The organism is Actinomadura latina NBRC 106108, assembly GCF_001552195.1.
Classification (GTDB): Bacteria; Actinomycetota; Actinomycetes; order Streptosporangiales; family Streptosporangiaceae; genus Spirillospora; species Spirillospora latina.
On the sequence record NZ_BCQS01000042.1, the window covers coordinates 22,411 to 35,313 of the forward strand.

Sequence of the window (12,903 nt, forward strand, 5' to 3'; positions counted from 1 at the left end):
GCGCGGCGGGCCCGCCGCCGTTACGATCCCGTTGGGCCCGCGGGCTTTTGGCGGTACATGAACCATCGGGAGTGCAATGGCCGAATCACCTCCTCGGTCCGGTGCGCCGGACTCCGCGTCCGGAGATGACCTGGACGCGGCGCAGGTCATCGAGGACGGGGACCCGCCGGAGGCCGCTTCCGCGCCCTGGGGGAGGGCGCGCCCGTGGTGGTCGCTCGACCCGGGCGACGGGACGGGCCCGCTCAAGCCGGTGAACGGCACGGGCGGTCACCCGATGGCCAGAGGTTCGGGTGCCCATCCCGTGGTCGGCTCGGGAGCCCACCCCGTCGTCGGCTCGGGTGCGCATCCGGTGGTCGGCTCCGGCGCCCATCCCGTGCTCGGCACCGGCGGCCACCCCGTCGTCCAGGGCGGCACGGGCCCCGTGCCGGTGTTCCCCGGCGCCCCGAGGCCCGGCGCCCCGAGCAAGCGGCGGGTCCCCAGGCTGCTGCTGGTCGCCGCCGTCACCGCGGTCGCGGCGGTCGCCCTCCTGGCCGGCGCCCTGGCGTTCCGGACGTCCGGCGGCGACGCCGAGGACGCCCGCACGGCGGGCCTCCCCGCGTCCAAGAAGGTGATCGACGCGGGCCCGGCGGCCGGCGGGCTGCACAAGGACGGCCTGACGCCGCCGCAGGCGAGCGCCGCGTACCCGTTCATCGCCGGCGCCGTCGAGGCGGGCGGCGTCCCGGTCGCGAAGCGGGGAATGGCCGTCTACAGCGAGGAGCCCGTGCGTAAGGTCAACGTCCTGTTCATGGGCGGGACGGGCCACGTCGGCAACCCGGCGGACTTCCTGCAGAAGGTCCAGCCGACCACGTTCATCGCCGGCCAGGACGCCGAGCCCGGCGGCAGCGGCGGGAAGGCGGCCTGCGGCACGTTCGCGGTGCTGGCCGAGATCCACACGTACTGCGCGTGGGCGACCAGGGACTCCTACGGCATCGTGGCGTCCAACCGCCCGACGCTGAACCCGAAGTTCCCGCTGATGGCCGACGTGATGCGCCGCATCAGGAATGACGTCGAGCGGCCGAAGTGACGAACAGCCGCTCGGTGCAGGCGTCGACCACGCCGAGGACGTGCCCGGTGAAGTAGCCGGTGCCGAGGACGATCACGCGGTGCCCGAGCGTGGCGAGGGATTCCGGTGTGATGGCGGCCGAGTCGACGACGTCCCAGCCGGGCGGCAGCGGGCGGGTGAAGCTCAGGTGCGGCAGCGGCAGCCGGACGAACGTCACGGGCAGCGCGCCGAGCGCGGCGACGGCCCCGTCGACGTCCTTGTGGTCGGGGAGGCAGACGACGGCGTGGTCGATCGTCCCCCAGGCCTCCCGCGCGGCGGCCAGCGCGGCGGCGACGCCGGTCCGGTCGATGGCCGAGTCGATCAGCAGCCTCGTCGCGGACCCGGGCACGTCGTGCCGGGACATCCGGCCCGGCAGGACGACCGACGCCAGTACCTCGCGGAGCGTCCCCGCCGGGGGCTCGGCCGCGCCCGGCATGCGCCGGGCGGCGGCGACGCCCAGTTCGGCGGCGGCCCGCCCCAGCCCGGCGGGCAGCAGATCGGCGGGCAGCCCGCCGGGTGCGACGACCTCGGCGTCCCGCAGCACCTCGGCGGCCGGTGCCGGCTGCGGCGCCGACAGCACGGCGGTCTCCGGCCCCGCGACGCCGAGTTTCTCCCGCGCGATCTCCGCCTCGGTGTCCCCGAGCACGCCGGCGTGCTCCAGGAAGATCGGCGTGATGGCGGCGACGTCCGGCGGGAACAGGGCGACCTCGTCCGACCGTCCGCCCATCCCGGCCTCCAGGACGAGCGCGTCCGCGCCGGCCCGCCGCGCGTGCAGGACGCCCGCGAGGAGGAACAGGCCCGACGGCGACAGATAGCCGGCCGAGGGCGGCGGGAGCGTGCCGATGGCCTTGTCGAGGGCGCCCGCGAGAAAGGCCAGGTCCTCTTCCGAAACGGCGCGTCCGTCGATCCTGATCCGGTCGCGGTTCGTGCGCAGGCCGGGACTCGTGACGGTGCACACCCGAAATCCGGCGGCGGCGAGGAAGGCCGACGCGTAAGTCGCCGCCGTGCCCTTCCCCTTCGACCCCACGACGGTGAGGACGGGCGAACCGGGGGCGAGAACCCCCAACGCGCCGGCGAGCGCACGGGCCCGCCCGACGTCGCGGGTCTCGCCCGGAGCGCGCCGCTCCCACTCCCGGAAGAACACGTCCATATCTCCAGTGTGGGGCCGGCCGGAGCGTGCCGCACCGCCGAGTAGGCTCTGAGACCGTGAGTCAGCGAACCGAACCGGACGGCTACCGGGCGACCGTCGCCGCGATCATGGCCCGCGGGGTCGAGTGGGACATCGATCCCACCCTCGACCGGATCCGCGACCTGGTCGACGTCCTCGGGGAGCCGCACCGCGCGTACCCGGTGATCCACATCGCCGGGACGAACGGCAAGTCCAGCACGGCGCGGCTCATCGAGTCGCTGCTGCGCGAGCGCGGCCTGCGCACCGGCCTCTACACCAGCCCCGAGCTGACCACGCTGCGCGAGCGCATCGCGATCGACGGGGAGCCCATCAGCGAGGAGCGGTTCGTCGAGGCGTTCGACGACGTCCTGCCCTACGTCGAGCTGGTCGACGGCAAGCACGCGGGGCGGCTGTCGTTCTTCGAGGTCCTGACGGCGATGGCGTTCGCGGCGTTCGCGGACGCCCCGGTCGACGTCGCGGTGGTCGAGACGGGCATGGGCGGCAGCTGGGACGCGACCAACGTCGCGGACGGCGCGGTCGCCGTGATCACCCCGATCGGCCTGGACCACACCCGCTACCTCGGCGACACGCTGGAGGAGATCGCCGGCGAGAAGGCGGGCATCATCAAGACCGGCGCGGTCGCGGTGCTCGCGCAGCAGCCGGTCGAGGCGGCCGAGGTGCTGCTGCGCCGGGTCGTGGAGGTCGGCGCCACGGCCGCGCGTGAGGGCATCGAGTACGGCGTGCTCGACCGCGACGTCGCCTTCGGCGGCCAGCAGATCAGCATCCGGGGCCTGCACGGCGTGTACGACGAGATCTTCCTGCCGCTGTTCGGCGAGCACCAGGCGGGCAACGCCGCGACGGCCCTCGCCGCCGTGGAGGCGTTCGCCGGCGGCGCGCCGACCAGGGGAGAGGCCAACCTGGAGGCGGCGACCCGCATCGCGGCCGGCGAGTCCTACCTCGGCGGCGCCGAGGGGCAGCTCGACCCGGCGCTGGTGCGCCGCGGCTTCGCCGCGTCGGCCTCGCCGGGACGGCTGGAGGTCGTGCGGACCGGCCCGACCGTCCTGCTGGACTCCTCGCACAACCCGGCCGGGATGGCGGCGACCGTCGCCACGATCACCGAGTCGTTCGGCTTCACCCGGCTCGCCGGGGTGCTCGCCATCGCCGCCGACAAGGACGTCGCGGGCGTCCTGGACCAGCTCGAACCGGTCCTGGAGGAGCTCGTGGTGGCCCGCAACTCCTCGCCGCGCTCGATGCCGCCCGAGGAACTGGCCGAGATCGCCGAGGGGATCTTCGGCCCCGATCGCGTCCATGTCGAGCCGCGGCTGGACGACGCCATCGACCGGGCGATCGGCCTCGCCGAGGAGACCGGCGAGTACCGGGGCGCCGGCGTGCTGATCACCGGGTCGGTGGTCACGGCCGGCGACGCCCGCACCCTGCTGCGCGTTGAGGAAGGCCGCCGATGAGCACGCGGACCGCTGACAACCCGGCACGGCGGCTGCTCGCCACCGTGCTGGCGTGCGAGGCCATCGTGATCGCGCTGGCGATCCCGGTCGCCGTGTCGGTGCTGGAGGTGGACGGCGCGACCGCGGGCGCGGTGTGCGGGAGCCTGGCGCTCGGCTGCCTGGTGATGGCCGGGCTGCTGCGCCGTCCCTGGGCGATCCCGGTGGGCACCGCGCTGCAGGTGCTCGTCATCGCGACCGGCTTCATGGTGCCGGCCATGTTCTTCCTCGGCGCCGTTTTCGGTGCGCTCTGGGGCACGGCCATCTGGCTGGGACGCAAGGCGATGAGCGCGCAGCCGCACTAGGTCCGGGCCGGAATGCCACTTCGGGCGCGCGAGCCGGGTAGTATTCGCGCGCTTACCGAAACCGAATTTCCGCAAGGAGAACCACCCGTGTCCGAGCGCACTCTTGTCCTGGTCAAGCCCGACGGCGTCCGCCGCGGCGTCATCGGCGAGGTCATCTCCCGGATCGAGCGCAAGGGCCTGAAGCTCGTCGCGCTGGAACTCCGCACCCTCGCCCGCGAGACCGCCGAGAGCCACTACGAGGAGCACGCCGGCAAGCCGTTCTTCGGCGACCTGGTCGAGTTCATCACCGGCGGCCCGCTCGTCGCCATGGTCGTCCAGGGCCCCCGCGCCATCGAGGCGTTCCGGTCCCTGGCCGGCGCCACCGACCCGGTCAGCGCCACCCCCGGCACGATCCGCGGCGACTTCGCGCTGGAGATCGGCGAGAACATCGTGCACGGCTCCGACTCCACCTACTCCGCCGACCGCGAGATCAAGCTCTTCTTCCCCGAACTGGGCTGAGACGCGTCCCGGGGGGCGACTCTCGAACGCGGGCCGGATCTTCCGGCCCGCGTCTTCTTTAGCGAAAACCGAGCTGGTCAGAACGCGTTTTTTCCGCGACGCGCGGCGCCGGGGTGACTGCCCGCGGACGGGCGCGCACGTTACGATGGACGCGCCGCTATACACGCCCGTCAATCATGAAGGGCTCCCTTTCTTCATGGGTAACAAGCTGTCGTTTCTTGGCCGTGACATGGCCGTCGATCTTGGTACCGCCAACACACTGGTGTACGTGCGCGGGCGTGGCATCGTCCTGAACGAACCATCCGTGGTGGCGATCAATACCAACACCGGAAAGATCGTCGCGGTCGGCATCGAGGCGAAACGGATGATCGGCCGGACGCCCGGCAACATCGTCGCCGTCCGGCCGCTCAAGGACGGGGTCATCGCCGACTTCGACGTCACCGAGCGGATGCTGCGCTACTTCATCCAGAAGGTCCACAAGCGCCGGCACTTCGCGAAGCCGCGGATCGTCGTGGCCGTGCCGAGCGGGATCACCGGAGTGGAGCAGCGCGCGGTGAAGGAGGCCGGCTACCAGGCCGGCGCCCGCCGCGTCTACATCATCGAAGAGCCGATGGCGGCCGCCATCGGCGCCGGGCTGCCCGTCTACGAGCCGACCGGCAACATGGTCGTCGACATAGGCGGCGGCACCACCGAGGTCGCCATCATCTCGCTCGGCGGCATCGTCACCAGCCAGTCCGTCCGCGTCGGCGGCGACGAGCTGGACCAGGCGGTCATCTCCTTCTCCAAGAAGGAATACTCCCTGATGCTCGGGGAACGGACCGCCGAGGAGATCAAGATGGCGATCGGGTCGGCCTATCCCTACGGAGACGAGGAGCCGCACGCCGAGATCAGGGGCCGCGACCTCGTGAGCGGGCTGCCGAAGACCGTCGTGATCTCCGCCGAGGAGGTGCGGCGGGCGATCGAGGAACCGGTCAACGCCGTGGTGGACGCGGTGAAGACCACGCTGGACAAGTGCCCGCCCGAGCTGTCGGGCGACATCATGGACCGCGGGATCGCGCTCACCGGCGGCGGCGCGCTGCTGAAGAACCTCGACGAACGGCTCCGCGAGGAGACCGGGATGCCCATCCACCTGGTGGACAACCCGCTCGACTCGGTGGTGCTCGGCACCGGCAAGTGCGTCGAGGACTTCGAGTCGCTGCGCCAGGTCCTCGTGCCGGAGCCGCGGCACTAGATCGGACGTGGTACCCGGGGGGCGTCGGGGGTCGCCCCCTCGGGAGGAGCTGGTCGGCTCCGGGCTCGCGCAATCAGGAAACCGGAGGTCGGTGCGTGAAGGACACCCGGCGCACCCGCATGGTGCTCGGCGGGCTGCTCATCGTGGCGCTCACGATGATCACCGTGGACTACCGCGGCGGCGCGGACTCGCCGCTGCGCGGGCTGCGCGACGCGGGCGCGTCCGTGTTCGGGCCCGTCGAGCGCGCGTCGGCGTCCGTCGTCCGGCCGGTGGGCAACGCCTTCGACGCGGTCACCGACGCGCCCGGCGAGCGGCGCCGCGCCGACCGGCTCGCCCGGCAGAACCAGAAGCTGCGCGAGCAGCTGCGCTCCGCCCGGCTCGACAAGGACAAGTCCGCGCAGCTGGAGCGGCTGCTCGGCACCGCCGGGATGGGCGGCTACAAGATCCACGCCGCGCAGGTGATCTCCGCCGGGCAGGGCTTCGAGGACACCGTCACCATCGACGCCGGCGGCCGCAGCGGCATCAAGCCCGACATGACGGTGATCAGCGCCGCCGGGCTCGTCGGCCGCGTCACCCGGGTCGGGCCCGCGACCTCGACCGTCCTGCTCGCCACCGACCAGACCTCGTCCATCGGCTCCCGCCTGGAGGACTCCAAGGAGATCGGGATCGTGCAGGGCCGCGGCCGCCGCGGCCTCGGCGGGGGCGGCGACACGCCGCTGCGGTTCCAGCTGCTGGACGCCGCCGCGCCGATCCGGGTCGGCCAGCGGATCGTGACGCTCGGGTCGCAGGGCCAGCGCCCGTACGTGCCCGGCGTCCCGATCGGCGAGGTCGCCCGGATCGAGGAGCCCACCGGCGGGCTGACCCGCACCGCCTACGTCCGGCCGTTCGTGAAGTTCACCAGCCTGGACGTCGTCGGCGTCGTGGTCGCCCCGCCGAAGACCGATCCGCGGGACGCGGTGCTGCCGCCGAAGCCGAAACCGCCCGCGACGCCGACCCCCAGTCCGAGCAAGAGCCCGAAGGCGAGCAAGAGCCCGAAGGCCCGGGAGAGCGCGGACGCGCGGCCGAGCCGCTCCGCGAGCCCGTCCACAGAACCGAGCGCGGGGGACTGAAGTGCTGAACCCACCCGAGGCGTCGCCGGCCGGCCGCACCGCGGTGGCCGCGGTGGTGATCGTCGTGACGCTGATCCTGCAGGTGTCGGTGGCGAACCGGCTGCCGCTGCCCGGCGGCGTGCAACCCGACCTGGTACTGCTGGCCGTCGTGGCGCTGGCGCTGGTCGCCGGCTCGATGACCGGCATGGTCACCGGGTTCCTCGCCGGTCTCGCCGCCGACATCATCCCGCCCGCCGACCACACCCTCGGCAGGTACGCGCTCGTCTACTGCCTCATCGGCTACCTGTGCGGCGCCGCCGCCGCCGAGATGGACCGCCAGTCCGTCGTGCCGTTCTTCGCCGTCGCCGCGGGCGCGCTCGCCGGGACGGTCCTGTACGCGGCGACCGGGATGATCCTCGGCGACCCGCGCGCCGGGTGGGGGACGGTGTCGCGGATGGTCCCGCTGCAGGTCCTCTACGACATCATCGCCAGCCCGTTCGTGGTGTGGGCGGTGCTGCGCGCCACCCGCCGGTACGAGAGCGGCGAACGATCACGCGGCGACCGCCTCGCGGTGCCCGCCGCCCGCTACCGCGCGATGTCGGGGCGGGGCGGGAACCTGTGAACCCCCGCACCCACTTCCGGCTCGTCGTCCTGTACGTGCTCGTCGGCGCGCTGCTGCTCGTCCTCGTCGGGCGCATGTGGACGCTGCAGGTCCTGGAGGGCGGGCACTACCAGGAGATCGCCGCCCAGAACCGCACCCGCGACATCGTCGTCCCCGCCGTCCGCGGCATGATCCTGGACGACCGGGGCGTGCCCCTCGTCCGGAACCGCAGCGCGCTCGTCGTGTCGGTCAACCGGACCACGCTGTCCCGGCAGGAGGACGGCGGCGAGACCGTCCTGAAACGGCTCGCGGCCGTGCTCGGCACCAGCTACGCGGACATCTCCAAGCGGATCCGGCTGTGCAGCCCCACCGTCAAGCGGCCGTGCTGGCCCGGCTCCCCGTACCAGCCGATCCCCGTCGAGGACCACGTCGACTCCAAGCGCGCCCTGCAGATCATGGAGCGGCAGGAGGACTTCCCCGGCGTCACCGCGCAGATCCAGGCCGTCCGCGACTACCCGGAGCCGGAGGACGCGAGCGCCGCGCAGGTGCTCGGCTACCTCCAGCCCGTCACGCAGGAGGAACTGGACCGGCGCAAGGGCCTGAAGGTCACCGGGTACAGCGGCGTCGACCTCGTCGGGCGCGCGGGCCTGGAGGCCCAGTACGACCGCGCGCTGCGCGGCGAGCCGGGGTACCGCAGGGTCCTCGTCGACAGCCAGGGGCGCGTCACCGGCACCGCCGAGGAGCAGCCGGCGACGTCCGGCAGCAACCTCGTCACCAGCATCGACGCGGGCGTGCAGGGCGCGGCCGAGAAGGCGCTCAAGCACGCGATCGACGGCGCGCGCAAGGCGGGGAAGCCCGCCGACGCCGGCGCCGCGGTGGTGATGGACGTCCGCACCGGCCGCATGATCGCCATGGCCAGCTACCCGACCTACGACCCGACCATCTGGACCGGCGGCATCTCGCAGGACAAGTACGACGCGCTGCTCGGCAAGAAGAACGGCGAGCCGCTGATCTCCCGCGTCACCCAGGGGCAGTTCGCGCCCGGCTCCACCTTCAAGATCTCCTCGGTGGCCGCCGCGGTGAAGAACGGCGCCAGCCTGAAGGGCATCTATCCGTGCCCCGGCTCCTACAACGTCGGGAACCGGGCCTTCACCAACGCCGGGGGTGCGGCCTACGGCCCGATGACCCTGCACACGGCCCTTGTGAAGTCCTGCGACACCGTGTTCTACAGATTCGCCTACCTGGAGTGGAAGGCGGACGGCGGGATGCACCCGAAGAAGAACCCGTCCGACCCGATGGTGAAGATGGCCCGCCAGTACGGGTTCGGGACCAAGACCGGGATCGACCTTCCCAGCGAGAGCTCCGGCCGCATCCCGGACCGGCAGTGGAAGAAGGACTACTGGACGGCCACCAAGGCCGCCAACTGCAAGGGCGCCAAGCAGGGCTACCCCGAGGTCGCCAAGACCGACCCCGCGCGCGCCGCCTACCTGAAGGCGGTCGCGACGGAGAACTGCACCGAGGGGTACGTGTGGCGGCCCGGTGACGCGGCCAACTTCGCGGTCGGGCAGGGGAACGTCCTGGTGACACCCCTCCAGCTCGTCCGCGCGTACGCGGCGGTCGCCAACGGCGGCAAGCTGCTGACCCCGCGGCTCGGGGTCGCGGTCGTGCGGCCGGACGGCACGGTCGTCCGCCGGGTCGACTCCCCGCCGCCGCAGAAGCTGCCGGTCGACCCGAAGGTGCTGAAGTACATCCGGGCCGCCCTCGCCCAGGTGCCCAAGCAGGGCACCGCGGCCGGCGCGTTCTCCGGGTTCGACTTCAAGCGCGTCGACGTGGGCGGCAAGACCGGTACCGCGGAGGTCTACGGCAAGCAGGACTCCTCCTGGTTCGCCTCGTTCGGCCCGGTGAAGGACCCGCGCTTCGCGGTCGTCGCGCTGGTCTCCCAGGGCGGCTTCGGCGCCTCGACGTCCGCCCCGGCCGTCCGGGAGATCTGGGAGGCCATGTACGGGACGAAGGACAAGAAGCCGATCCTGAAGGACGGCAAGCTCCCGTCCGAGCTGCCGCGGATGCCCGGCCAGGGGGCCGCCCCGTGATCACCGGAACCGGTGCGGGCCCGGTCGAGGGGTACGGCGCGCGGCGCACCTGGCAGGGCCGGCTCGCCGGGCTGCGGCGGCTCGACTGGCCGCTGTTCCTCGCCGTGCTGGCGCTGTCGCTGCTGGGCGCGCTGCTGGTGCGCTCGGCCACCTTCCACCTGCTCGCCGAGCAGGGCGACGACCCGGAGAGCCTGCTCAAGCGGCACGTGCTGAACCTGCTCATCGGGTTCCTGCTCGGCGGCGTCGTCACCGTCCTGGACTACCGGCTCCTGCGCGCCTACGTCCCCATCCTGTACGGGGTGGCGTGCGTGGGCCTGCTCGCCGTGCTGACCCCGCTCGGCTCGACGATCAACGGGTCGCACTCGTGGATCGTGCTCGGCGGCGGGTTCCAGGTGCAGCCGTCGGAGTTCGCCAAGGTCGGGCTGGTGGTGCTGCTCGCGATGATCCTCGGCGAGCCGCGGGACGGCGAGATCGGGCCGGGCCGCCGCGACGTGCTGCTCGCGCTCGTCCTCGCCGGGGTTCCCGGCCTGCTGATCATGCTGCAGCCCGACCTCGGCACCACGCTGGTGTTCATCGCGGTCGTGCTCGGCATGCTGGCGGTCTCCGGCGCGCAGAAGCGCTGGCTCATCGGCCTGCTGGGCGGCGGTGTGCTCGCGTGCGCCGCCGTGTGGTTCTTCGGGCTGCTGGAGGACTACCAGATCGACCGGTTCATCGCGTTCCTGCATCCGGAGGCCGATCCGCGCGGCGCCGGCTACAACGCCCAGCAGGCCCGCATCGCGGTAGGGTCCGGCGGCGTGTTCGGCAAGGGGCTGTTCCACGGCGAGCAGACCAGCGGCCACTTCGTGCCCGAGCAGCAGACCGACTTCATCTTCACGGTCGCGGGGGAGGAACTGGGCTTCGTCGGCGGTGCGATCATCGTCGTGCTGCTCGGCGTGGTGCTGTGGCGCGGGCTGCGGATCGCCACCCAGGCGGCCGACCTGTTCGGCACGCTGGTCGCGACCGGGGTGGTGTGCTGGCTGGGGTTCCAGACCTTCGAGAACGTCGGGATGACCATCGGGATCATGCCGATCACCGGGCTGCCGCTGCCGTTCATCTCCTACGGCGGGTCGGCCACCTTCGCGAACATGATCGCGTTCGGGCTGCTGCAGGCGGTCCATGTGCGCCGGCACGCGTTCGATTAGCGACCCGCCACCGCGTAGGCTGGACGTTCATCCCAACGTCCCCTGCTGCACGGAGGATTCCGTCATGCCGGTCGAGTCGCTCTTCCCGCGCCTGGAACCGCTGCTCCCGAGCGTGCAGAAGCCGATCCAGTACGTCGGCGGCGAGCTGAACTCCCACATCAAGGACTGGGACGAGACCGACGTCCGGTGGGCGCTGATGTACCCCGACGCCTACGAGGTCGGGCAGCCGAACCAGGGCGTCCAGATCCTTTACGAGATCCTGAACGAGCGCGACGGCGTGCTCGCGGAGCGGACCTACACGGTCTGGCCCGACCTGGAGGCCGTCATGCGCGAGCACGGCATCCCGCAGTTCACCGTGGACGCGCACCGCCCGGTCGCCGCGTTCGACGTGCTCGGCGTGTCGTTCTCCACCGAGCTCGGCTACACCAACATGCTGACGGCGCTCGACCTCGCCGGCATCCCGCTGGACGCCGCCGAGCGCACCGATGACCACCCCATCGTGATCGCGGGCGGGCACGCCGCGTTCAACCCCGAGCCCATCGCCGACTTCGTCGACGCGGCCGTCCTCGGCGACGGCGAGGAGATCGTCCTCGCGATCACCGAGGTGATCCGCGAGTGGAAGGCCGAGGGCGAGCCCGGCGGGCGGGACGGGCTGCTGCTGCGGCTCGCGGCGTCCGGCGGCGTGTACGTACCCCGCTTCTACGACGTCACCTACCTGCCGGACGGCCGGATCCAGCGGGTCGCGCCGAACCGTCCGGGCGTCCCGTGGCGGGTCGAGAAGCACACCGTCATGGACCTCGACCAGTGGCCGTACCCGAAGAAGCCGCTCGTCCCGCTCGCCGAGACCGTGCACGAGCGGTTCAGCGTGGAGATCTTCCGCGGCTGCACGCGCGGCTGCCGGTTCTGCCAGGCCGGGATGATCACCCGTCCGGTGCGGGAGCGGTCGATCACCACGATCGGGAACATGGTCGAGCAGGGCCTCAAGGAGTCCGGCTTCCAGGAGGTCGGGCTGCTCAGCCTGTCCAGCGCCGACCACAGCGAGATCGGCGACGTGGCCAAGGGCCTCGCCGACCGCTACGAGGGCACCAACACCTCGCTGTCGCTGCCGTCCACCCGCGTGGACGCCTTCAACATCACGCTCGCCAACGAGTTCTCCCGCGGCGGCCGGCGCTCCGGCCTCACCTTCGCGCCGGAGGGCGGCTCCGAGCGGATGCGCAAGGTGATCAACAAGATGGTCAGCGAGGACGACCTGATCCGCACCGTCAGCACCGCCTACGAGAACGGCTGGCGGCAGGTCAAGCTGTACTTCATGTGCGGCCTGCCCACCGAGGAGGACGAGGACGTCCTCGCGATCGCCGGCATGGCCAAGCGCGTCATCCAGGCGGGGCGGGAGGCCACCGGCCGCAAGGACATCCGCTGCACCGTGTCCATCGGCGGGTTCGTGCCGAAGCCGCACACGCCGTTCCAGTGGGCGGCGCAGTGCGACCACGAGACCGTCGACCGGCGCCTGCACGCCCTCAAGGACCTGCTGCGCGGCGACAAGGAGTACGGCCGCGCCATCGGCCTGCGCTACCACGACGGGCAGCCGTCCATCATCGAGGGCATGCTGTCGCGGGGCGACCGGCGCGTCGGCAAGGTCATCCGCGCCGTCTGGGAGGACGGCGGCCGCTTCGACGGCTGGAGCGAGCACTTCTCGTACGAGCGCTGGACGGCCTGCGCCGAGCAGGCGCTGGCCGAGGAGCCCGTCGATCTCGCCTGGTACACCGTCCGGGAGCGCGACGAAGTCGAGGTGCTTCCGTGGGACCACCTCGACGCCGGCCTCGACCGCGAGTGGCTCTGGCAGGACTGGCAGGACGCCGTCGACGAGACCGAGGTCGAGGACTGCCGCTGGACGCCCTGCTACGACTGCGGTGTCTGCCCCACCATGGGCACGGAGATCCAGATAGGCCCCACCGGCAAGAAGCTGCTGCCCCTGTCGGTGGTCTGACGACCCGCGCGGGTGTCCGCATGTCCGGAACCGGTTGCGGGAACCCCCTGAACTGCGGGGGTCGGGGCCTTACGGCGCCCGTGCTTGGCCGAACGAGGCTCGGGGACCCGTACTCTATAGGGAGACCTAGTTTTCGACTCGGCACGAGTAGGAAGGACCAGAACCCTGGCACCC

General features: G+C 72.2%; 11 protein-coding genes. 10 read left to right on the top strand and 1 reads right to left on the bottom strand.

Translation table 11 applies throughout. The annotated features are described in order from the left end of the window. Window positions 1-76 precede the first annotated feature (76 nt). The gene (locus AL2_RS33740) at window positions 77-1,063 is read left to right on the top strand and encodes a hypothetical protein (RefSeq protein ID WP_067640958.1); all 987 of its coding nucleotides are present in this window, start codon (window positions 77-79) and stop codon (window positions 1,061-1,063) included. Here the strand turns inward: AL2_RS33740 and AL2_RS33745 are convergent. After that, window positions 1,035-2,231 carry a folylpolyglutamate synthase/dihydrofolate synthase family protein gene (locus AL2_RS33745; protein ID WP_067640960.1) on the bottom strand — a complete coding sequence of 399 codons (1,197 nt, stop codon included), beginning with the start codon at window positions 2,229-2,231 and terminating at the stop codon, window positions 1,035-1,037. The genes AL2_RS33740 and AL2_RS33745 overlap by 29 nt on opposite strands. A 107-nt stretch (window positions 2,232-2,338) precedes the next feature. Between AL2_RS33745 and AL2_RS33750 the strand changes: the two genes are divergently transcribed. From AL2_RS33750 to AL2_RS33790, 9 genes are all read left to right on the top strand, one after another. Then, a complete protein-coding gene (locus AL2_RS33750; protein WP_067641030.1) occupies window positions 2,339-3,712 on the top strand; it encodes a bifunctional folylpolyglutamate synthase/dihydrofolate synthase in 1,374 nt (457 codons plus the stop codon). Next, window positions 3,709-4,053 carry a DUF4233 domain-containing protein gene (locus AL2_RS33755; protein WP_067640962.1) on the top strand — a complete coding sequence of 115 codons (345 nt, stop codon included), beginning with the start codon at window positions 3,709-3,711 and terminating at the stop codon, window positions 4,051-4,053. The genes AL2_RS33750 and AL2_RS33755 overlap by 4 nt, the downstream gene beginning before the upstream one ends. An 87-nt stretch (window positions 4,054-4,140) precedes the next feature. After that, window positions 4,141-4,551 carry a nucleoside-diphosphate kinase gene (gene ndk / locus AL2_RS33760; protein WP_067640964.1) on the top strand — a complete coding sequence of 137 codons (411 nt, stop codon included), beginning with the start codon at window positions 4,141-4,143 and terminating at the stop codon, window positions 4,549-4,551. A gap of 196 nt (window positions 4,552-4,747) precedes the next feature. After that, complete coding sequence (locus AL2_RS33765) at window positions 4,748-5,782, top strand: rod shape-determining protein (protein ID WP_067640966.1); 1,035 nt, start codon at window positions 4,748-4,750, stop codon at window positions 5,780-5,782. 95 nt (window positions 5,783-5,877) lie between these two features. Continuing rightward, on the top strand, window positions 5,878-6,891 hold the full coding sequence (gene mreC / locus AL2_RS33770; protein ID WP_067640968.1) for a rod shape-determining protein MreC: 1,014 nt from the start codon (window positions 5,878-5,880) through the stop codon (window positions 6,889-6,891). 1 nt (window position 6,892) lies between these two features. After that, the gene (mreD, locus tag AL2_RS33775; protein ID WP_067640971.1) at window positions 6,893-7,492 is read left to right on the top strand and encodes a rod shape-determining protein MreD; all 600 of its coding nucleotides are present in this window, start codon (window positions 6,893-6,895) and stop codon (window positions 7,490-7,492) included. Then, window positions 7,489-9,561: a penicillin-binding protein 2 gene (mrdA, locus tag AL2_RS33780; protein ID WP_067640975.1), complete on the top strand. Its 2,073-nt coding sequence runs from the start codon at window positions 7,489-7,491 to the stop codon at window positions 9,559-9,561. The genes mreD and mrdA overlap by 4 nt, the downstream gene beginning before the upstream one ends. Continuing rightward, window positions 9,558-10,742 (top strand): rod shape-determining protein RodA, encoded by a 1,185-nt coding sequence (rodA, locus tag AL2_RS33785; protein WP_157438535.1) that lies wholly within the window; start codon window positions 9,558-9,560, stop codon window positions 10,740-10,742. The genes mrdA and rodA overlap by 4 nt, the downstream gene beginning before the upstream one ends. Before the next feature lie 64 nt (window positions 10,743-10,806). Next, the gene (locus AL2_RS33790; RefSeq protein WP_067640977.1) at window positions 10,807-12,729 is read left to right on the top strand and encodes a TIGR03960 family B12-binding radical SAM protein; all 1,923 of its coding nucleotides are present in this window, start codon (window positions 10,807-10,809) and stop codon (window positions 12,727-12,729) included. The last annotated feature ends 174 nt before the right edge of the window (window positions 12,730-12,903 follow it).

Coding starts and splice junctions, on each gene's coding strand:
- AL2_RS33740 (WP_067640958.1), top strand. CDS start 77: ATGGCCGAATCACCTCCTCGGTCCGGTGCGCCGGACTCCGCGTCCGGA.
- AL2_RS33745 (WP_067640960.1), bottom strand. CDS start 2,231: ATGGACGTGTTCTTCCGGGAGTGGGAGCGGCGCGCTCCGGGCGAGACC.
- AL2_RS33750 (WP_067641030.1), top strand. CDS start 2,339: ATGGCCCGCGGGGTCGAGTGGGACATCGATCCCACCCTCGACCGGATC.
- AL2_RS33755 (WP_067640962.1), top strand. CDS start 3,709: ATGAGCACGCGGACCGCTGACAACCCGGCACGGCGGCTGCTCGCCACC.
- AL2_RS33765 (WP_067640966.1), top strand. CDS start 4,748: ATGGGTAACAAGCTGTCGTTTCTTGGCCGTGACATGGCCGTCGATCTT.
- AL2_RS33790 (WP_067640977.1), top strand. CDS start 10,807: ATGCCGGTCGAGTCGCTCTTCCCGCGCCTGGAACCGCTGCTCCCGAGC.